At 40.5% G+C, this 21,634-nt stretch carries 20 protein-coding genes and 1 pseudogene; 8 read left to right on the top strand and 13 right to left on the bottom strand.

What is annotated here, in order from left to right:
• Position 1 precedes the first annotated feature (1 nt).
• From nuoL to N2257_01040, 10 genes and pseudogenes are all read right to left on the bottom strand, one after another.
• Positions 2 to 1,945 (bottom strand): NADH-quinone oxidoreductase subunit L, encoded by a 1,944-nt coding sequence (gene nuoL, locus N2257_01085; GenBank protein MCX7792991.1) that lies wholly within the window; start codon positions 1,943 to 1,945, stop codon positions 2 to 4.
• Between the two features lie 8 nt (positions 1,946 to 1,953).
• Positions 1,954 to 2,256, bottom strand: a complete 303-nt coding sequence (nuoK, locus tag N2257_01080) for an NADH-quinone oxidoreductase subunit NuoK (GenBank protein MCX7792990.1) — start codon at positions 2,254 to 2,256, stop codon at positions 1,954 to 1,956.
• Between the two features lie 10 nt (positions 2,257 to 2,266).
• Positions 2,267 to 2,770 (bottom strand): NADH-quinone oxidoreductase subunit J, encoded by a 504-nt coding sequence (locus N2257_01075; protein MCX7792989.1) that lies wholly within the window; start codon positions 2,768 to 2,770, stop codon positions 2,267 to 2,269.
• Positions 2,770 to 3,381 carry an NADH-quinone oxidoreductase subunit NuoI gene (nuoI, locus tag N2257_01070; GenBank protein ID MCX7792988.1) on the bottom strand — a complete coding sequence of 204 codons (612 nt, stop codon included), beginning with the start codon at positions 3,379 to 3,381 and terminating at the stop codon, positions 2,770 to 2,772. Before nuoI ends, N2257_01075 begins: the two co-directional genes overlap by 1 nt.
• 9 nt (positions 3,382 to 3,390) lie before the next feature.
• Positions 3,391 to 4,416 carry an NADH-quinone oxidoreductase subunit NuoH gene (nuoH, locus tag N2257_01065; GenBank protein ID MCX7792987.1) on the bottom strand — a complete coding sequence of 342 codons (1,026 nt, stop codon included), beginning with the start codon at positions 4,414 to 4,416 and terminating at the stop codon, positions 3,391 to 3,393.
• Positions 4,417 to 5,176: 760 nt separating this feature from the next.
• A complete protein-coding gene (locus N2257_01060) occupies positions 5,177 to 5,947 on the bottom strand; it encodes a hypothetical protein (protein MCX7792986.1) in 771 nt (256 codons plus the stop codon).
• Between the two features lie 13 nt (positions 5,948 to 5,960).
• Complete coding sequence (locus tag N2257_01055; protein ID MCX7792985.1) at positions 5,961 to 6,398, bottom strand: hypothetical protein; 438 nt, start codon at positions 6,396 to 6,398, stop codon at positions 5,961 to 5,963.
• Positions 6,395 to 6,943, bottom strand: a complete 549-nt coding sequence (locus N2257_01050; protein ID MCX7792984.1) for an NADH-quinone oxidoreductase subunit C — start codon at positions 6,941 to 6,943, stop codon at positions 6,395 to 6,397. The genes N2257_01055 and N2257_01050 overlap by 4 nt, the downstream gene beginning before the upstream one ends.
• On the bottom strand, positions 6,925 to 7,452 hold the full coding sequence (locus tag N2257_01045; protein MCX7792983.1) for an NADH-quinone oxidoreductase subunit B: 528 nt from the start codon (positions 7,450 to 7,452) through the stop codon (positions 6,925 to 6,927). The genes N2257_01050 and N2257_01045 overlap by 19 nt, the downstream gene beginning before the upstream one ends.
• Positions 7,443 to 7,718 (bottom strand): annotated as a pseudogene (locus tag N2257_01040) (NADH-quinone oxidoreductase subunit A). The gene N2257_01045 and the pseudogene N2257_01040 overlap by 10 nt, the downstream one beginning before the upstream one ends.
• A 313-nt stretch (positions 7,719 to 8,031) precedes the next feature.
• On the opposite strand from N2257_01040, the gene N2257_01035 reads away from it, so the two are divergent.
• Genes N2257_01035 through N2257_01005 form a run of 7 tightly spaced genes read left to right on the top strand, consistent with a single transcriptional unit; the run spans position 8,032 to position 18,456 of the window.
• Entirely contained in the window at positions 8,032 to 10,353 is a 2,322-nt protein-coding gene (locus tag N2257_01035; GenBank protein ID MCX7792982.1) for a vitamin B12-dependent ribonucleotide reductase, read from the top strand.
• A 35-nt stretch (positions 10,354 to 10,388) separates the two neighbouring features.
• Positions 10,389 to 12,170 (top strand): type IV-A pilus assembly ATPase PilB, encoded by a 1,782-nt coding sequence (pilB, locus tag N2257_01030; GenBank protein MCX7792981.1) that lies wholly within the window; start codon positions 10,389 to 10,391, stop codon positions 12,168 to 12,170.
• An 18-nt stretch (positions 12,171 to 12,188) separates the two neighbouring features.
• Positions 12,189 to 13,286, top strand: a complete 1,098-nt coding sequence (locus N2257_01025; GenBank protein MCX7792980.1) for a type IV pilus twitching motility protein PilT — start codon at positions 12,189 to 12,191, stop codon at positions 13,284 to 13,286.
• Positions 13,287 to 13,290: 4 nt separating this feature from the next.
• Positions 13,291 to 14,493 (top strand): type II secretion system F family protein, encoded by a 1,203-nt coding sequence (locus N2257_01020; GenBank protein ID MCX7792979.1) that lies wholly within the window; start codon positions 13,291 to 13,293, stop codon positions 14,491 to 14,493.
• The gene (locus tag N2257_01015; GenBank protein MCX7792978.1) at positions 14,490 to 16,118 is read left to right on the top strand and encodes an ATP-binding protein; all 1,629 of its coding nucleotides are present in this window, start codon (positions 14,490 to 14,492) and stop codon (positions 16,116 to 16,118) included. The genes N2257_01020 and N2257_01015 overlap by 4 nt, the downstream gene beginning before the upstream one ends.
• A gap of 5 nt (positions 16,119 to 16,123) precedes the next feature.
• Positions 16,124 to 17,503: a sigma-54 dependent transcriptional regulator gene (locus tag N2257_01010; protein ID MCX7792977.1), complete on the top strand. Its 1,380-nt coding sequence runs from the start codon at positions 16,124 to 16,126 to the stop codon at positions 17,501 to 17,503.
• On the top strand, positions 17,500 to 18,456 hold the full coding sequence (locus N2257_01005) for a hypothetical protein (GenBank protein ID MCX7792976.1): 957 nt from the start codon (positions 17,500 to 17,502) through the stop codon (positions 18,454 to 18,456). The genes N2257_01010 and N2257_01005 overlap by 4 nt, the downstream gene beginning before the upstream one ends.
• Here the strand turns inward: N2257_01005 and fdhD are convergent.
• Genes fdhD through N2257_00990 form a run of 3 tightly spaced genes read right to left on the bottom strand, consistent with a single transcriptional unit; the run spans position 18,451 to position 20,300 of the window.
• Entirely contained in the window at positions 18,451 to 19,221 is a 771-nt protein-coding gene (gene fdhD, locus N2257_01000; protein ID MCX7792975.1) for a formate dehydrogenase accessory sulfurtransferase FdhD, read from the bottom strand. The genes N2257_01005 and fdhD overlap by 6 nt on opposite strands.
• Positions 19,178 to 19,861: an endonuclease III domain-containing protein gene (locus N2257_00995; GenBank protein MCX7792974.1), complete on the bottom strand. Its 684-nt coding sequence runs from the start codon at positions 19,859 to 19,861 to the stop codon at positions 19,178 to 19,180. Before N2257_00995 ends, fdhD begins: the two co-directional genes overlap by 44 nt.
• Positions 19,854 to 20,300: a hypothetical protein gene (locus N2257_00990; protein MCX7792973.1), complete on the bottom strand. Its 447-nt coding sequence runs from the start codon at positions 20,298 to 20,300 to the stop codon at positions 19,854 to 19,856. Before N2257_00990 ends, N2257_00995 begins: the two co-directional genes overlap by 8 nt.
• A gap of 177 nt (positions 20,301 to 20,477) precedes the next feature.
• Here N2257_00990 and serS point away from each other — a divergent pair.
• On the top strand, positions 20,478 to 21,634 hold a 1,157-nt coding region (serS, locus tag N2257_00985; protein ID MCX7792972.1), incomplete at its 3' end, for a serine--tRNA ligase.

The following is a 21,634-nucleotide window of genomic DNA, read 5'->3' as shown; positions in this document are numbered from 1 at the left end:
TTTACCTTGCAATGAGTATAAATGCTAATATAAAGAACATTGCTCCAACCATGAAGATTGCATAGTGATTAACAAGCCCTGTCTGTATAGCTCTTAATTTTGTAGATAGTCTTCCTATCATAGAAGGAACACCATTAACCACTGCTTCAATGATTCCTATATCAGTTACAGCCTCAACTACAGTCCTTGCCACCCATAGTGTGGGTCTCACAATAATTAACTGATAGAACTCATCAACATAATATTTGTTCCATAGCATGGTATAAATCTTCTTAAGAAGCGGCCTTTTCAGGAGTGCCTTTGCCCGCTCTCCATTATCTGAATATAGATAAAAGGCAAGTGCTATTCCTCCAATTCCTACTATTATGCTCAGTGTCATAACCATGAGCTCAGCAGAATGACTTCCCTCTGAATGGGGATGGCCGAGTACCGGTGCAAGGAATTCATAAAACCAGGCAGTGCCATGAAGTCCCAAGGCCTCTCCAATAAGAGGTGGTATCCCTATCCATCCTGCTCCGACAGCACCTATTGCTAGCAGAATCAGTGGTATGGTCATAACAGGAGGTGATTCATGAAGATGGTGTTCCTGCTCATGAGTTCCCCTGAATCTTCCATGAAAGGCGACTGCAATTATCCTGAAGGAATAAAAGGCTGTAAGAAGGGCAGTGATTGTTCCTATGAACCATAGGATCTTCCCAATCTCTCCATGTAGATAGGCCTGGTAAAGTATCTCATCTTTGCTGAAGAATCCTGCAAATCCCGGTATCCCTGATATACTTAATGAGGCAAGAAGCATAGTTATATAGGTGATCCTTAGTTTATTCTTCAGACCACCCATCTTCCATATGTCAAGCTCACCTGCCATTGCATGCATAACACTTCCTGCACCCAGGAAGAGCAGGGCCTTGAAAAAGGCATGGGTATAGAGGTGAAATATACCTGCTCCATAGGCACCCACTCCGCAGGCAAGGAACATATAACCGAGCTGGCTTACTGTTGAATAGGCAATAATTCTTTTAATATCATTCTGGACAAGTCCTATGGTTGCTGCAAAAAGAGCTGTTACTGCACCTGTAATAGCAACAACCATCATTGCAGTCTCTGAGAGATTAAATATGGGATTGCACCTAGCCACCATGAATACACCTGCAGTAACCATTGTTGCTGCATGGATAAGGGCACTCACAGGTGTGGGACCTTCCATTGCATCAGGAAGCCACACATGAAGGGGTATCTGGGCAGATTTTCCGATTGCTCCACAGAAAAGAAGAAGGGCGATAAGAGTTATAAGGTGGATCTCCTGGCCAAAAAGAGTAATAGATTTCTCAGCAATTGAAGATACATTCTCAAATACTGGTGCATAATGTAGAGTCCCGAATGTGAGGAAGATCAGAATAACACCTAGACCAAAACCGAAGTCTCCGAATCTATTTACTATAAAGGCCTTCTTTCCAGCATCAGAGGCTGATTTCTTTTCATACCAGTATCCTATTAGGAGATAAGAACAGAGTCCAACAGCCTCCCATCCAAAATAAAGCTGAAGAAAATTATTTGACATAATGAGCATGAGCATAGAGAACGTAAAGAGATTGAGATAGGCAAAGAATCTGTAGAATCCGGGGTCACCGTGCATGTAGCCTATGGAATAGACGTGGACAAGAAAACTCACAACCGTAACAACAACAAGCATGACAGCAGTGAGCTGGTCAATCAGGAAACCGACAGATACCTTAAAATCTCCAGAGACAACCCATGTGTAAAGATCTTTATTTATAACATTGCCACTGGTAACCTCAAGAACTGTCATAATTGCAAGTATCATTGAAATACCAACAAGGGGTACAGATACCAGATGAGCCCTATCTTTCAGGAATTTCCTGCCCAGAAGTATGTTTATGAAGAAACCAAGGAGCGGTAAAAAGGGTATTAATGCAATCTTTGTCATCTTGCCTCCTATCCCTTGAGTTCAGTGGCCTGATCAATATGGCCAGCTGCCTTTGTTCTGAAAAGGGCGATCAGTATTGCAAGACCTACAGCAGCCTCTGCAGCAGCCACAGCAATAACAAAGAGGGTAAGTACCTGTCCACGAATATCCTGCATGTAATGGCTAATGGCAACAAGGTTGATATTCACTGCATTTAGCATAAGTTCGATGGACATGAATATTAGGATGATATTCCTCCTTGTAAGGAAGCCAAGCATACCTATTGTAAAGACTGCGAGGCTCAGCCATATGTACCATTTCAATTCAACCATCTATAACCTCCTATAACCTCTTCTTTGAAAGCACTATAGCTCCTACTATTGCAACAAGGAGAATTATCGATACTAACTCAAATGGTAGAAGATAATTCATGAAGAGTTCCTTACCAAAGGCCTTTGTATGGGTCATTGTTTTTATATACTCAATTGAATGAGATCCTGTATATCCTGGTTTAATGGTCCTTAGGCCAAGTAACAGCATTATCGCAAGTCCTGCTGTAACAGGTATTGCCATTACCCATGAACCTATAAAAAGCTCTGTCTTCAATTCCTCTTTTATATTCAATATCATTATTGCAAAGAGGAAAAGAACAAGTATTGCACCAGCATAAACTATCACCTGTACAGCAGCAAGGAATTCGGCATTGAGAAAAAGATAAAGTGCGCCCACATGGATAAACATAAAGAGCATTCCCAGGACACTGTGTACAGGATTCTTTCTTGTAATTATAAAGATTGATAAACCGATTATTGCTATGGCGAGGTAGGCAAAAAATATCTGAATCATTACTTCCTCCCGTTTCCTTTATAAATCAGCCATTCTCCTCTTATATCCCTTATTTTCCCCTTTCTCTTCTTATATCTCTCAGGATCAAAGACAGGCTGACCTTCATATTCCCTGAAATCATTCTCAATAGGATGCCAGAATTTTTTAAAGTACTCCTCTCCTTTTGATGCCATATATTTATCCCAGTTTTCAAGAAGTCTGTCCATGGTCATGTAAAAATCATCCCGTGAATAGTTTGAATATTCATAGTGCTCTGTAAGGACAACTGCCTGAAAGGGGCAGGCCTCAACACAGAGGGCACAGTAAACACACCTTAAAACCTCTATCTCATATCCAACAACAATCTTCTGGTGTTCAGGACCTTCTGTTGTATAAACATGTATACATTCTGCTGGACAGACTGCTGCACAGAGTCCGCAACCAACACACCTGGCAGTACCATCGGGTCTTCTTGGAAGAGCATGCAGTCCTCTGAAACCTGGAAGGGCTGGTCTTTTTTCCTCAGGGTACTGTCTTGTTACAGGTTTAATAAAAAGCCTGCTAAGGGTGAGAGCCATGCCTTTAATGATCTCTATGAATAAGACCTTTTTAATAATTTCTTTAACATGCATAAAATCCTCCTAAAAGACTTTGAGTAACTTCAGAGTGCCAGTTATAAAGATATTTAAAAGGCTCAGAGGGATCAGAAGCTTCCATCCTATTGACATTAGCTGATCATACCTGTATCTTGGAAGTGTTGCCCTTATCCAGTAATAGAGAAAGATAAAGAAATAAACCTTCAGAACAAACCATACTATACCAGGTATGAATTCCAGAAAAGGAAAGACATTTAAAAGCAGAGGAGGTAATGTCCATCCTCCGAAATAGCATACTGTAAGCAGAGAAGACATAACTATCATTGCAACATACTCACCAGCATAAAAGAGGGCAAATCTGAAACCTGAGTATTCTGCAAAATATCCAGCAACAAGTTCGCTTTCAGCCTCTGGAAGGTCAAAGGGTGCCCTGTTTGTCTCTGCAAAGGCTGCTACAAGAAATACAAAGAGACCAAGTATCTGGGGAATGGCAAACATGCCATAGGGTAGTTTAGCCTGAGCCTCTACTATTTCTTTTAGATTTAAAGAACCTGCCATTATCATTACTCCTACAAGACTCAACCCCATGGCGATCTCGTAGCTCAAGACCTGTGCAGATGACCTCAGGCCTCCAAGAAAGGCATATTTTGAATTTGATGCCCATCCTGCCATAACAATGCCATAGGCACCCAGGGAAGACATTGCAAGTATAAATAGAAGCCCGATATTTATATTTGCCACATACCAGTCTGTATAAAAAGGAATCACAGAGAGAGAGCTTATAGCAGCCACAAATGCTATAACCGGTGCAAAATAAAATACTGTTCTGTCAGCCTGCTGCGGAATAATATCTTCCTTAAAAAGGAGCTTTACCATATCAGCAACGGGCTGTAACAGTCCATGAGGTCCTACCCTCATGGGTCCCATCCTTACCTGCATATGGCCTATGACCTTTCTTTCAAAATAGGTTGCATAGGCAACATGAAACATGGCAACAGAAACAAGTATTATGGATTTCAGAAAAATAAGAACAAGGTTTGTTACAGCAGGCTCATTGATGAAGGATAACATAATTCCTTCCTCCTTTTTATGGATGAGAACAGCGGTCAGAAAATTTTCTGACCGGTGTACCATTCTATAGTAGCCCCTCTAAAGGATTAAACTCAGGGCTTTAGAATACCTGCTAATTGTAGCAGAAAGCAAGGGGGATTTTTCAACTGTTATTTTCAGGCTCTTTTTAGTCTTCAGGTATTAAATTTATCCCTTTATGAAAGGTCTTTTGTCTTATAGTGCCTTTTATAATATATTCAATACTGATTTTTTGATAGGAAATGAAACAGAACTATCTCTCTCTTCATATATCCTCAATAGAATGTAATGGATTGATATACCCAGTAACCATCTTGTTTTCTAAGGTGATACGAAGTCAATCAATGGTATTCATGAGATATCTTCCTGTTTTCATTTGAAAGACATCCTTAGTCCGGAGGAAGCTTATTTATAATATCTATCTTTCTTTATGCCAAATATACATTCAGTAAAAAGCTCACCTATCTAATAAAAAAGGACCGAGACCTGTTACCTGTAATATTACCCTGATCAGAGATATAACCATCTCTTTCTTTATATACTTCATTATGTGCATTACAGGAGTTATATTTTTGCAGGATAAAGAACTTTTTATGGAGAGATTATTTTTTTCTGATTTTTTTCTTAAAGGAGGCTTTAAACATTAAGGTTTAAAATTACCTGCAGAGATTGTTTCTTTTATAACTCTGTATTTTTAAGAAACTCAAGATAATGCCTAGAGCTTCAGGTTTATATTATATAATTATCTATCGCATTCTCCAAGAACAATATCAATTGTTCCAATATTTGCAATCACATCAGCAACAAGATGGCCCTCACAGAGCCTTGGAAGCACCGATGCATGTACAAAAGAAGGTGATCTGAGCCTCAGTCTATAGGGCTTACCCGTGCCATCGCTTACAATATAAAATCCGAGCTCTCCCTTTGGAGCCTCTATGGCTGAATAAATTTCACCTTCTGGAGCAGCTATTGGCCCCTTTGTTATTAGGACAAAATGGTGAATAAGGGATTCCATATCTAACATAATCCTTTCTTTTGGTGGAAGGGTAAACTTAGGTGCATCAGGTGCCATTATAGGGCCCTTCGGCATTTTTTCTATACATTGTTTAATTATCCTGTTTGACTGTCTCAGCTCCTGCATCCTGACTTTATAACGATCATAGACATCTCCATTCTTTCCTACCGGTACCTCAAAATCCACCCATGGATAGGCGTCATAGGGAGCGAATTTCCTCACATCATAGGGTACTCCTGAACCTCTGAGCACAGGACCTGTAAGACCCCAGTTTATTGCCTCCTGAGCAGAAATAACTCCTATACCCTTTGTCCTCTGGAGCCATATCCTGTTCTGGTCAATGAGTGTCTCGTATTCATCTATCCTTGAAGGAAACTCCTCTGTAAACTGATAGAGGCTATCAAGAAATTCCTCTGTAACATCATTTCTAACACCACCAATCCGTGGATAACTTGTTGTGAGCCTTGCACCGCAGAGATGTTCAAAGAGGTCAAGTATCCATTCCCTTTCTCTAAAGGAATAAAGAAAATACTGTCATTGCTCCAAGGTCAAGGGCATGGGTTGCTATCCATAAGATATGACCTGAAATCCTTGCCATCTCAGCAACTATGGTTCTTATGTATTTTGCCCTGGGCGGTGCTTCTATTCCAAATAGTCTTTCAACAGCAAGCACATAACCCACATTGTTTGACATGGATACTATATAATCAAGCCTGTCACTTAGAGGAAGGGCATTCAGATAGGTTCTGTGTTCACATAATTTCTCAGTACCCCTGTGAAGATAACCCACATAGGGTGTGCATTTAACAACTGTCTCACCATCAAGCTCAAGTACAAGTCTCAGCACACCATGGGTAGATGGATGCTGGGGTCCCATGCTGAGAATGAGTTCCTTTGTTCTAAGACCTGTTTGAATATCTTCTTTCAGTTCATTAATCTCGGCATTCATTTTTGTTCTCCATACCAGTCATATTTCCTGTTTTTCTGAGCTATCTTGAGAACCTCTTTAAAACCTGACCACTCCTTTTCTCCAGTATGACCACGAAGGGGATAATCCTTCCTGAGAGGATAACCTTCCCAGTCTTCCGGAAGAAGGATCCTTCTTAAATCTGGATGCCCCCTGAAGGTTATACCAAACATGTCATAACATTCTCTCTCATGCCAGTTCGCACCTGCATAAAGAGGAACAACTGAGTCTATTACCGGGTCATCTTCTGAGACCTCTGCCTTCAGCCTCAACATATGTCTGAATTTTATTGAATAAAGATGATAGACAACCTCAAATCTTGGAATCTTTTTGCCGAGCCAGTCCACTGCTGTAAGGTCCCTGAGATAATCCATCTGAATATCGGGCTCTTCTTTAAGAAAACGGATTAGCTCAATTATATTGTCCTTTTTAACAATAACAGAGACCTGCTCCCTGAATTCTGTTATTTCTTTTACATCGGAGGGAAATCTTTCTTTAAGCCTTTCTGCTATCTGAAGGGGCTCCATCTCATGTGCTCCTTTTTAATCTTTTCCTGAAGCTTAAGAATTCCATGCATAAGGGCCTCTGGCCTTGGTGGACAGCCAGGAACATAAACATCCACTGGAAGAAAGCTATCACATCCCTGAACAACAGAATAAGTATTATAAATACCCCCAGAACAGGCACAGCTTCCCATTGCTATAACATATCTTGGTTCAGGCATCTGGTCATAAACCCTTCTTACAACAGGAGCCATCTTCTTTGTAACAGTGCCAGCAACAATCATGAAGTCTGCCTGTCTTGGTGAACCCCTGAATATAACACCGAACCTATCTACATCGTAATGACTTGAACCAGTGGTCATCATTTCAATGGCGCAGCATGCAAGGCCAAATGTTACAGGCCATAGAGAAGATGCCCTGCCCCAGTTAATAATTTTATCAAGAGTGGTGATTATAGTATTTGCTCCAGGGATTATCTTTATTCCTTCTTCAACCTCAACAAGGTCAACTGCTGTATCAACTATTATTGCCATATGAAAGCCTCCTTTTTCCAGGCATAAAGATAACCCACAAGAAGGATTACAATAAAAATTACCATTTCAATAAAAGCAAAGAGACCGAGTTGATCAAATACAATAGCCCAGGGGTAAAGGAAGATTGCCTCAACATCAAAGATAACAAAGAGCATTGCAATGATGTAAAACCTTACAGAAAATCTATATCTCGGCTCTCCAACAGGTGTAATTCCTGATTCATAGGGCATGAGTTTTTCAGGATAGGGTCTACTTGGTCTAAGCAATGAGGCAAATATAAGAATTCCAATAGCCGTTGCTGATGCCAGCAATATGAATACCAGTACAGGAAGATATTCCTCCGGCATATATGTTCCAGGCATGGGTGTTTTATAACTTATAAAACCATCCTTTGTCAAGTGTACAGTTTTTTGAAATTTTAATTAAAAGAGTTTTAAATCTACAATATATAGATACAAGTTTAATAATTAACACTATATATTGAATAATCTTATTAAAAAATTTAATTTGACAAGATAATGGTTATATGCTATAAAAAAACGAAATCATTTCATAAAAAAATTAAAACAAGGAGGATGTATGTCACTACATAAGGATTTATCTATTCTATCTTCTGTAGAGCTTTCAAAGAATGCCCTTACAGTCCTAGAAAAGAGATACCTGACACGAAACGAAGAGGGTCAGATTGTAGAGACACCAGAGGAGCTTTTCTGGAGGGTTGCAAAACATATAGCCTCTGCAGAACTCCTTTATGGAAAATCTCCTGAAGATGTGGAGGAGCTTGCATATAGATTTTATAAATTAATGACGAGCTTTTCTTTTCTTCCTAATTCTCCCACTCTGATGAATGCAGGTAAACCCCTGGGACAGCTCAGTGCCTGTTTTGTCATACCTGTTGAGGATTCAATGGAAAGTATATTTGATGCTGTTAAGGCTGCAGCAATTATTCATAAAACAGGTGGCGGCACAGGTTTCAGTTTTTCAAGGCTCAGGCCAAAGGGAGATGTTGTCGGTTCAACTAAAGGCATATCCTCTGGCCCAGTAAGTTTTATGACTGTTTTTGATACAGCAACAGAGGCTGTAAAGCAGGGTGGTACCCGCAGGGGTGCAAATATGGGAATATTAAGGATTGACCATCCAGATATCCTGGAGTTTATAACCTGTAAGGATAAAGAAGGTAGATTTTCAAATTTCAACATCTCTGTTGCTATTACAGAAGAGTTTATGAAGGCTGTACTTGAAGACAGGGAATACGAGCTGATAAATCCGAGAACAAAAAAAGTGGTCTCGAAACTAAGGGCAAGAGAGGTTTTTGACAGAATAGTCCATCATGCCTGGCTTAATGGTGAACCCGGTATAATATTCATTGACAGAATTAACCAGACCAATCCCACACCCCATGTAGGGAGCATTGAATCCACAAATCCCTGCGGTGAGCAGCCCCTTCTTCCTTATGAGTCATGCAATCTCGGTTCAATTAACCTTGCAAAATTCGTAAAGAATGATGGCAAACCCGAGGTTGACTGGCAGAGGCTTAAAGAAACCACATGGCTTTCTGTGCATTTTCTTGACAATGTGATTGATGTAAATAAATATCCTCTTCCCCAGATAGAGCAGAACACAAAGGCAAACAGAAAGATAGGGCTTGGAGTAATGGGCTGGGCAGATATGTTAATACAGCTTAGAATACCCTACAATTCAAAACGGGCCCTTGAACTGGCAGAAAAGGTAATGGGATTTATTCATAAAGAGGCTAGGGCATGCAGCTCTATGCTTGCCGAGGAAAGGGGAGTTTTCCCCAATTATCCTGGAAGTATTTATGATGGAAAGATCCGTCTAAGGAATGCTACCCTTACTACAATAGCACCCACAGGAAGCCTTTCTATAATTGCAGGCTGTTCGCCAGGCATAGAGCCCCTCTTTGCTGTTACTTTTGTAAGAAACGTCCTTGATGGAACAAAGCTTATAGAAGTAAATCCTTATTTTGAAAAAGAAGCCCGTGAAAGAGGATTCTGGTCAGAAAAGCTTATGGAGGCAATATCTGTTACCGGCAGCATACAGAATTTTTCCAGCATCCCGGAAGATATAAAGCGGATATACCTTACAGCCCATGACATAACTCCAGAAGATCACATAAGGATGCAGGCAGCATTCCAGAAGTATGTGGATAATGCTGTATCAAAGACAGTGAATTTTCCTAACTCTGCTACAGTTGAGGATGTAAGAAAGGTTTATCTCCTAGCCTATGAGCTTGGCTGTAAGGGTGTTACTGTTTATAGAGATGGCTCAAGGGAAAGTCAGGTTATTACAAAAGGTGGAGGAAAGGAGAGCAAAGAAAAGTCCTCACCTAAGAAAGCTGAGGAGAGTCAGAAGATTATTCCCAGAAAAAGACCGGAGCTCGTAAAAGGTGCAACCCTGAGGATGGAGACAGGCTGCGGAAATCTTTATGTAACAATTAATGCTGATGAAAATGGTTCACTTTTTGAGGTCTTCACTCATATGGGAAAGGCTGGAGGATGTGCTGCAAGTCAGTCAGAGGCAATAGGAAGACTTGTGAGCCTCGCCCTGAGGTCAAACATCGCTCCAGAGGAGATTATTAAACAACTGAAAGGTATATCCTGCCATCAGCCTGCCTGGCACAACGGTGGCAGGATCCTGAGCTGCTCGGATGCTATAGCAAAAGCTATTGAGAAATACAGGGCATTAATTCAGAAGGATAAGGGCGCCGAAGAGAAGCATAGAGGCATGGAAGCCCTTGGCACTTCAGAACTTACAATCCTCCATGCTTCTGATTACACTGACTGCATACCCTTCGGTAGCTGTCCCGAGTGCGGTGGTGCTATAGAGCATGAAGGTGGATGCGCTGTGTGCAGAAGCTGCGGATTTACAAAATGCAGTTGACATTATATATCCTTTTATAATATGTTATTCTTTGTATGGCACCAAAGCTTGGTGAACTGCTTGTTGCAGCCAATCTTATAACACCAGAGCAGCTGAAACAGGCCCTTGACCTCCAGAGGCGGGAAGGTGGAAGGATAGGAAGCAAGCTTGTAAAACTTGGATTTGTTACTGAAGAGAAGATAGTCTCCTTTCTCAGCAAGCAGTACGGAGTGCCTGCAATAAATCTTGCAGAATACAAGATAGATCCCAATATAATAAAACTTATTCCAAAAGACCTAGCCCAGAAACATCTTATCATACCGGTAACAAGGGTAGGCCCGAACCTTACAATAGCAATGGCTGACCCTACCAATGTATTTGCAATAGATGATGTGAAATTCATTACTGGTTATAATGTGGAGGTTGTAGTTGCGAGTGAGTCAGCAATTGTGGAGGCAATATCAAAATATTATGGAGCCTCTCTGGTTTTGAGCCAGGGACCGAGGGAACCGATCCAGGCCGGAACTATAAAGAAATCCGAAACTACAGCTGAAGTAACAATAGAAGATCTCACTCAGGAACTCGGTGATATGGAGAAGATTGCAGAGGCAGCAATACAGGTAATAGAAACAGAAGAAGAGATTGTAGAGGGAGAGCTCGTAAAAGACGTTGATGCTCCTGTTGTGAAACTTGCTAATTCCATACTCATTAATGCGATACAGCAGAGGGCAAGTGATATCCATATCGAACCCTATGAGAATAATCTGAGGGTCAGGTACAGGGTTGATGGAGTGATGTATACTGTGCAGAATCTTCCTACAAAGATAAAGGGTGCCCTCACCTCAAGAATAAAAATAATGTCGAAGTTAGATATAGCTGAGAGAAGGCTGCCCCAGGATGGAAGGATAAAATTAAAACTCGGAAAGGACAGGGAGATTGACTTCAGGGTATCAACATTACCATGCCTTTTTGGAGAAAAGGTAGTTCTCAGACTTCTTGATAAATCCAATCTCCAGATAGATCTTACAAAACTGGGTTTTGAAAAACAACAGCTTGATGATTTCATGGAGGCCATCTCCAAACCTTATGGAATGATTCTCGTTACAGGACCAACTGGAAGCGGTAAGACCACTACCCTTTACTCAGCTCTGAATCATCTTAACAAACCTGATGTTAATATAATGACAGCAGAGGATCCCGTTGAATATAATTTCATGGGTATAAACCAGGTACAGATAAAAGAAGAGATAGGTCTTACATTTGCAGCTGCTTTAAGATCATTTCTCAGACAGGATCCAGATATAATAATGGTCGGTGAGATAAGGGATTTTGAGACTGCAGAGATTGCGGTAAAGGCTGCGCTTACGGGCCATCTTGTTCTTAGCACCCTTCACACCAATGATGCACCAAGCACAATAACAAGGCTTCTCAATATGGGTATAGAACCCTTTCTTGTATCTTCTTCTGTAATACTGATACTTGCCCAGAGACTCTGCAGAAAGATCTGCGCTAATTGCAAGACCGAAGAACATGTTCCACCCCAGGCACTGGTAAAGCTCGGCTTTTCTGAGGAAGAAGCTCATTCCATAAAGGTTTATAGAGGAAAGGGATGTCCCTCATGCAACAATAAAGGATATAAGGGAAGGATAGCACTCTACGAGGTGATGCCGATAAAGGATGAATTAAAAGATTTGATACTTGAAGGTGCATCAGCAGGAGAACTTAAGAAGGCTGCCATAAAACTTGGAATGAAGACCTTGAGGATGAGCGGGCTGACAAAGATAAAAGAGGGAATAACAACAATAGAGGAAGTATTAAGGGTAACCTTTGGTGATTAAATATCTGGAGGATAATGAATGGCCACTCTCTATGAACTTCTAGAATTAATGGTAAAGAGCAATGCCTCGGACCTTCACATAACAACAGGTTCACCGCCAAGGATAAGGGTTGACGGTAAACTCGTGCCATTAAATATGCCTCCTCTTTCAGCAACTGATACAAAGGAACTATGCTACAGCATTCTGACAGATGCCCAGAAGCACAGATTTGAGGAACATCTCGAGCTTGACCTTTCATTTGGAGTTAAGGGTTTAAGTCGTTTCAGGGCGAATATCTTTATGCAGAGGGGTGCTGTTGCAGCAGCAATAAGGCAGATACCCTGGCAGATAAAGAGCTTTAAAGAACTTGGACTTCCTGACATAATCAATGAACTTGTAAAAAAACCAAGAGGTCTTATTCTTGTTACAGGTGCCACGGGTAGTGGTAAATCCACCACACTTGCAGCAATGATTGACAAGATAAATGAAGAAAGGGCTGATCATATTATAACTATCGAAGATCCTATAGAATATCTTCATTCCCATAAAAAGGCCCTTATAAATCAGAGAGAGGTAAATGCTGATACAAAATCTTTTAAGGATGCACTGAAATATGTATTAAGGCAGGACCCAGATGTAGTTCTTATAGGTGAGATGAGGGATCTTGAGACTATTGAAGCTGCACTCACTGTTGCTGAGACAGGACATCTAACCCTTGCCACACTGCATACAAATACCGCAATTCAGACAATAAACAGAATAATCGATGTCTTTCCGCCCCATCAGCAGGAACAGGTTAGGGTTCAGCTATCCTTTGTTCTTGAAGGCATCATCTGTCAGCAGCTCATACCGAAAAAAATAGGTGGAGGAAGGGTACTTGCAATAGAGATATTGATTCCAAACCCTGCTATAAGGAACCTGATAAGGGAAGATAAGATTCACCAGATCTATTCAATGATGCAGACTGGTCAGGCAAAGTATGGCATGCAAACAATGAATCAATCACTTTTTGAGCTTTTCCAGAAAGGTCTTATATCCTATGAGGATGCCCTTGTAAGATCACCTGTTCCAGAGGAGATGATAAATATGCTACAGAGAGCACAGGCTCCTGGCAGTCCTCAAGGGGTAAGGAGGTAAAATTATGGCCACTGTATTTCAATGGGCTGGTAAGAATGCCCAGGGTATAGTGGAACAGGGTGAGATGATTGCCTCATCGAAGGATGAGGTTATTGCCAAGCTTAGACAGAGGAGAATAACCCCAACCCTTGTAACTGAAAAGGCGGCTAAGAAAAAGAGACTCGGAGGAAGGGTAAAGGATAAAGATATAGTTGTCTTTACAAGACAGTTTGCAACAATGATTGATGCAGGACTTCCGCTTGTCCAGGCCCTTGATATCCTCTCAACCCAGTCTGAGAATAAATATTTTGGAAGTATTCTTGCTCAGATTAAGACTGATGTTGAGGGTGGTTCAACCTTTGCTGATGCCCTCAAGAGACATCCAAGGGTATTCAGTGAACTCTATGCAAATATGGTTGCTGCCGGTGAGGCCGGTGGAATTCTTGATACCATTCTTAACAGACTTGCAGCCTACATGGAAAAGGCCATGAAATTGAAGAAAAAAGTTAAGGGTGCAATGGTATATCCTGCTGTTGTTACTACTGTAGCGGTTTTAGTGGTAGCCATTATAATGATATTTGTTGTTCCAACATTTGCAAAGATGTTCACCCAGCTTGGAGGAACGCTTCCATTACCTACAAAAATTGTTATTAATATAAGTAACTTCCTCGCAGGTACAGGAGGTGCCGCTATACTGGCAATTCTTGTAATATCTGCTATATTATTCACCAGACTAAGGAGAACTGAAAAAGGCAAATATATTACTGATGCTATTTTTTTAAAACTCCCGATATTTGGTGTGCTTATTAGAAAGGTTGCTGTTGCTAAATTCACAAGGACACTCGGCACGTTGGTATCGAGTGGAGTTCCTATTCTTGACGGACTTGATATCACGGCAAAGACAGCTGGTAACAAGGTTATTGAATACGCTGTAAGGGAAGTGAGGAAGGCTGTTTCAGAAGGTAAGACCCTTGCCGAACCTCTGATGAAATCTGGGGTTTTCCCTCCAATGGTTACCCATATGATAGCAGTTGGCGAGTCAACAGGTGCCCTTGACCAGATGCTTTCAAAGATAGCAGATTTTTATGATGATGAGGTTGATGCTACTGTTTCAAACCTTACTGCCATGATGGAGCCAATGTTAATGGTATTTCTTGGAACAACAGTTGGCTTTATTATAATTGCAATGTATCTGCCAATATTCAGGCTCATTACACTCATAAAGTGACAAAAGTTAAAAGTCTTATCTTCTTCCGTTTAATAATCACGACGGTGCTGGTTGGTTCTTATCTCTTTTTTAAAATTGGACCGCATCCTTTCCAGTATCATCATTTAATCAAATATCTTATTTATGCTGTGCTCTTTTTAAGTCTTGTTTATCTTGTGCTTTTAAAATACATCAAAAAAATTTATCTTTTTGCATATTTTCAACTTGTCGTTGATGCCCTATTTATTATTGCCCTCATCTTCATGACAGGAGGAGTAGAGAGCTGGTTCAGTTTTCTGATGGTTCTGAACGTAATAGCTGGAGCTATTGTTATTGGAAGAGGTGCTGGATTTATTATAGCCACTATACTTAGCATCCTATATGGTGTAATGATTGATCTTCAGTTTTACAGGATTATACCACTAGAGTATGATTCAACCTTGAAGGTAACCCACTTTGTATATAATATTTTTATTCACATTTCAGCCCTCTATCTTGTCGCCTATCTTGCAGGTTATCTCACAAGCAGGCTGGAGAAGACATCAAAAACTCTTGAAAAGACAGAAAAAGACCTTACAGAGCTGAAGACACTGAACACATTGATCGTAGAGAATGTACCGAGTGGAATTGTTACAGCTGATAGTGCAGGAAGGATAATAGCATTTAATACCAATGCTGAGCTAATTACAGGACTTAATAGAAGAGATGTAATTGGGAAAAATATAACTGAAATCTTTCCTTTTCTCAAGACCCGCATTCCTTATCTTCACAGAGAGTCAGCTATAGAGAGGGAGAATAAAAATGAAATTTCCGGTCTGACCTCAAACCTCCGTTTCCGGACAGAGGGCATAATAGAAGTTAAAGGAACCCAAAAGATTATCGGAATAACAGTAAATAGTTTTGAATCTGGTGAAGAGGCAACACTATCGAGGGGGTTAATAGGTGTATTTCAGGACCTTACAGATATAAAAAAGGCAGAAGATGAGGCAAAGAGAAGGGAAAAGCTTGCCGCAATTGGTGAATTATCAAGAAGCATAGCCCATGAGATTAGGAATCCCCTGGCATCCCTCAAGGGTTCTGTTGAGATGCTTCTTGAAAATAAGATATCTGAGGAACAAAAAAGAAGATTGATGGAGATAGCCATTAAGGAGATGGACAGGCTTAATAAGATAATAACAGATTTTTTACTATATACAAGGCCGGCTCCTCCAGATATGAAAACCTTTGATCTGATAAAACTAATTGATGATATTATAATCATGCTTAAAAGTTCTCCTATGGCAGAGAAAATCAGAATCCAGAGAGAGGGTCCTAATAGCCTTTCAGTAAAAGCTGATGAAGCCCAGCTCAAACAGGTATTTTTAAATCTGGGAAACAATGCCCTAGAGGCGATGCCAGATGGAGGAAGTCTTACCATATCTGTCTTCAATGAGAGGGATTCAGTAAGAATAAGTTTTTCCGATACAGGTGAAGGTATAAAAGAAGAGGATCTCGATAAGATTTTCATTCCCTTCTATTCAACAAAAGAAAATGGTTCAGGGCTTGGCCTTTCAATTGCTTATAAGATAATAGAAGAGCATCGTGGTAAAATATCTGTAAGAAACAATGATCCTGGAACAACTTTTGAGGTGATTTTACCAAAGTGAATAACATGGAAAAAACAAAACAGACAAATCAGGACAGGGCAAAGATATTGATTGCAGAGGATGAAAAGGGAATGAGGGAGGTTCTTGAAATCTTTCTTCAGGAGGAGGGTTACCGGACCCTTTCTGTAAGGGATGGTAGAGCTGCTATAGAGGCACTGGAAAAAGATATATTTGACCTTGTAATTACAGATATTAAGATGCCCAGAGCTGATGGTTTTGAGGTGCTCAGAAAGGTGAAAGAGGTCTCTCCTGATACAGTGGTTATTATGATAACGGCCTATGGTACAACAGAATCAGCCCTTGAGGCAATAAAGCTCGGTGCCTATGATTATATAGAAAAACCATTCAAGATAGAGGAGATCAGAGTTGTTATAAAGAGAGCTCTTGAGAGAAAGAAATTTGTCTCAAGACTTTCACTTCAGGAACGTCTTAAAAGAACCGAGGCACTTTCAGATATTATTTACAGCAGTGAAAAGATGAAAACCCTCATGGAGGCCCTTCCAAGGATTGCACAGTCAAGTTCAAATGTTTTAATCACAGGTGAAAGCGGTGTGGGTAAAGAGCTATTTGCCCATGCCCTTCATAAGCTCAGTCCCAGAGCCAGCAAAGAATTTGTTGCAATAAACTGTGCAGCCTTTCCAGAGGGGTTGCTAGAAAGTGAACTCTTCGGACATATGAAAGGTGCTTTCACAGATGCCCATTATAACAAACAGGGGCTTTTTGAGATTGCCGATGGTGGTACAGTATTTCTTGATGAGATAGGAGACATGCCCATCAGTCTACAGGCAAAACTCCTTAGAGTAATAGAAAATGGAACATTCAGAAGGGTTGGCGGAATCTCTGATATAAAGGTAGATGTTAGAATAATTGCTGCTACAAATAAGGATATAAAAAAGGAGGTGGAAGAAGGAAAATTTAGAGAAGACCTTTATTACAGACTTAATGTAATTCCTGTCCATATCCCTCCTCTCAGGGAAAGAAGAGAAGATATACCTTTACTCATAGAGCATTTTATAAAAAAATACCATCCCGGGAAAAGTATCTCTCAAGAGGCAATGGAGGCACTAAAGAATTACAGGTGGAGAGGTAATGTGAGGGAGCTTGAGAATGTTATTGAAAGGCTATGCCTTTTAGTAAGCTCTGACCTGATTGAATTAAAAGACCTGCCTCCTGAGATTATAATAGATGCAAAAGAAAAACCACTCATTCCTGAACTGACCCCATCAGGTATAAACCTTGACAGGATCGTGGAGGAGATAGAAAAGCAATATATAATGAAAGCCCTTAAACTTACAAAGAATACAAAGGTTGAGGCAGCCAGACTTCTGGGTCTCACTTTCAGGTCCTTCAGATACAGACTTAAAAAATACAATATAGAGATATGAAACTCGGAGAGGCTTTAGTAAAGGAAGGTCTAATAACCCCGGCTCAGCTAAACATGGCCCTAGAAAGACAGGTAATCTTCGGTGGCAGAATAGGGACAAATCTTGTAGAACTTGGCGTTATCAAAGAAGATGAACTTCTACAGTTCTTAAGCAAATACTTCAGACTGCCGGCAGTACCTTTAAAAGAATTGAATTCGGTGCCAGAAGATGTTACAGCTTGCTTAAACAAGGAAACAATAGAAAAATACAGGATCATACCCTTCAGAAAGGACAAAAATAGGCTCCATGTAGCAATGCTCAATCCAAAGGACATGAGAGCTATTGATGAACTGAGGTTCACAACAGGATTTGATATCATACCATATGTTATTACTGAATTGAGACTTCTGTTTGCAATGGAAAAATATTACGGAATAAAGAGAGACCTGAGATACATAAGCATTCCTGAGAGAGAAAGGCCTGAACAGGATGAGATTAAAGAAGAATCAATAAATAAAATAAAAGAGGCACTTGCGGGAGTGAAAGACAGAGACGAGATTGGAGCAATCCTTCTAAATGAAGCAAGGAGAATAGCTGAAAGGGCAGCACTTTTTTTAATAAAAGATGGGAAGATCACGGGATGGAAGGCAAAGGGGTTGAATATTGAGGGATTTGAATTGCCCGAGGAGGAGACCTCTATCTTCTCAGAGGTTTTAAGAACAAAAAATTATTACAGGGGACCGGTGCTGAAAATAAAAGGAAATGAAGGAATTATAAAGTTTCTCGGTGGAGCACCACAGGATGCTCTTCTCATTCCTGTTAACATAAGGGACAGGATTGTCTTAATGCTTTATATTGACAACGGTAACGAATCGGTGCTTAATGCTAATATTTCCCATCTTTTAAGAATCTCATCAATGGCGGCACTGAGTTTTGAGATACTGATTCTCAAAAAGAGGATAATGGAACTATAATATCCTTTCAGGATGGGTATAGACATTAAAACGATCAGCCCTCATAAAACCTACAACTGTCATTCCTGTTCTTTCAGCTATATCAAGGGCCCTCGTTGTTGGCGCTGTCCTTGAGACCACAACAGGTACTGACCATCGTGCACACTTGGTTATCATCTCTGAAGAGAGCCTTCCACTGGCAAAGATAATCTTGCCCTCAAGTTCAATTCTCTCAAGAATAGAATAACCTATAATCTTGTCAATGGCATTATGTCTTCCTATATCTTCGGCAAAGGCAAGTAGTATTTTGCCATCAGAAAGCGCTGCACTGTGTATGCATCCAGTGCTACGGTAGAGTATGGAGCGAAGCTGGAATTCATTGAATAATTCCTTTAGCCTGAAGGGTTCAAGTCTAAGGGACTGGCTTCCCACATGTCTCAGCTCCTTTTTTTCAAAGGTTAAACCACCAACACATCCTGATGTAATAGTTACACCCTCAAGAACAGGCTCTTCCTCTGCAATGACATTCACCGTTATCTCGTCTCCGTATAAAATCTCCATCCTTTCAGCACACCATGAGCCCCTTATAATATCCTCGCCAAGGAGAAGACCCACAACCAGTTCTCTTACCATGAGTGGTGTACAGTAAAGTCTCAGGACATCCTTTCCATTTACCCTGATCCTTAAGGCCCTCTCCACTGCTATGGGGTCATCAACCTCTTCAATATGAAGGGTATTCTCTTTAATTTTTGCCTTTTTTACCTTTCTTTTTATTATTCCGCTCATCTAAAGGACATCCTTCGCAGACTGGTTTTGTTTTACAGAAGGTTTTACCAAGTCTAACAAAAAGGGCATGATATTCATTATAAAGAGCACTGTCCCTTTCAAGATTTTTATGGAAAAGGGACTGAACCTCTTCATAAGAGGCATTTTCTTCAATTATACCATGCCTGGAAAGCACCCTCTTTGTATAAGCATCAATAACAAAGACGGGTTTATTCAGTGCATAAAGGATAATAGAATCAGCAGTTTCCGGTCCGATGCCATCAAGCTCAAGGAGTCTTTTTCTGATATCCTCTGTATCCATTAAAGCCATATTCTCTATCCGACCGGAAAATTCCCTTACTAAAAAATCAACAAAGATTTTAAGCCTTTTAGCCTTGACATTATAATATCCAGCAGGCCTGATGAGTTTAGCAAGCTCATCTGTTTTGATAACATAAAGTTTAGCTGGTTCAAGAATTCCCCTTTCCTTAATGTTTCTGATCGCCCTCTCTACATTCTGCCAGTTCGTATTCTGAGTAAGGATAGCTCCTATAGCAATCTCAAAGGGTGTTTCGGCAGGCCACCAGTGCTGGGGACCAAAGGTACTGTAGAGCTTTATGAATATCTCTTTAAGGGTTCTCCTATGGTTTTTTCTATCCATCTATCTTTGATACCAGCTTCTCTATTAGTGATAAAAAGTCCCTCTTGGCCTCCAGAAATCTCTTTACAGAATTTTTTTCTTTTAATTCTTTGCAGAATCTTTTTAATACATCATCCCTGAGAATAAAAACCTGCCTTTCTTTCTCCGACGGTATTTTCAAGAGTTCCTCTTCAGAAAGACTATCCTCCCCACATTTTATGATAAATTGTTCGATGGAAAGGGCACGTCTGAGCTCATCCTCTGAGCTCTCAATTAATCCTGAGGTATCCAGCATTGGAACAAGTTCTCTCTTCATTATCATAAAAAGAATGTTCAGTTCCTTTGCTGATTCCTGTAACTCAGTTAATATCCTTTCGTTAAGAAATTCTCTGAGCCTTGCTAAATCCTTAATGTCAAGTGGAAAATCCTCATTTTCAATCCTTTCCTTTATCGCTTTCAAAATCACACCCGCATCTTCAAACTCAGGAATTCTCCTGAGACCTGTAAATCTTGTTAATGCATAAGTTATAAGCAGGGAAATACCTGTAGTAATTACCAGTGCACTTATGAAAACAAGAATATCCAGCTTTACACCTCAGATTTACTTTTTAGCATTCTTTTGTTATTTTAATATATCATGCTTGATCCAAAATTTATAAGAGAAAATCCTGATAAGGTCAGGTCTGCCCTTAATCTAAGGGGTTACGGGACAGAAATTCTTGATTCCTTTCTAGAGAAAGATTCAATGCGATTGTCCCTTCTCAGAGAGGTTGAAGAACTGAGGCAGAAACGAAACAGAATTTCAAAGGAGATATCAGAGCTCAGAGCAGCAAAGAAGGACATTTCACCTGAGATTGAGTCCAGATTATCTGAGGCCAAGGCAGTATCTGACAGGATCGCCGAAATGGAGGAGACCCTCAGAAACCTAGAAGAAGAATTAAACAATCTGCTGCTTAATATCCCCAATATGCCACATGAGAGTGTTCCTCCCGGCAAAGATGATTCAGATAATGTAGAGATAAGAAGGTGGGGTGAACCCAGGGAATTTGATTTTGAGCCTCTGAATCACTGGGACATAGGGGAAACACTTGGGATAATAGACTTTGAGAGGGCAACAAAGATAAGCCAGACAAGATTCAGCATCATGAAAGGAGCCGGTGCAAAACTTGAGAGAGCCCTTATTAATTTCATGCTTGATACTCACACATCAAAGGGATACATAGAGATATTTCCACCCCTTCTTGTTAATCGCCAGAGCATGACAGGCACAGGACAGCTGCCAAAGTTTGAAATAGAACTTTTCAGAACACTTGACCCTGAACTCTATCTCATACCAACTGCCGAGGTTCCTGTAACAAACATTCATAGAGAAGAGATTTTAAGAGAGGAGGACCTTCCAATTTATTACACTGCCTATACACCCTGTTTCAGGAAAGAAGCAGGTTCATATGGTAAGGATATCAGGGGACTCATAAGACAGCATCAGTTCAACAAGGTTGAGCTTGTAAAATTTGTCAAACCAGAGGATTCCTATGAAGAGCTTGAAACCCTAACAGCTGATGCTGAGGAGATTTTAAAGAAACTTGGACTTCCTTACAGGCTTGTATGTCTCTGCACAGGAGACCTTGGATTCTCTGCCTCCAAGACCTATGATATAGAGGTCTGGCTTCCAGGACAGAGGCGATACAGGGAGTTTTCCTCCTGCTCTAATTTCGAGGCCTATCAGGCAAGGAGGGCAAATATAAGGTTCAGAAGGACAGGTAAAAAGGGTACGGAGTTTGTTCACACCCTTAA

This window comes from Thermodesulfovibrionales bacterium (assembly GCA_026417875.1).
In the GTDB taxonomy this organism is placed as follows: domain Bacteria; phylum Nitrospirota; class Thermodesulfovibrionia; order Thermodesulfovibrionales; family CALJEL01; genus CALJEL01.
The sequence above is the reverse complement of the archived record's forward strand: the minus strand, read 5'-3'. Positions and strand labels throughout refer to the sequence as shown.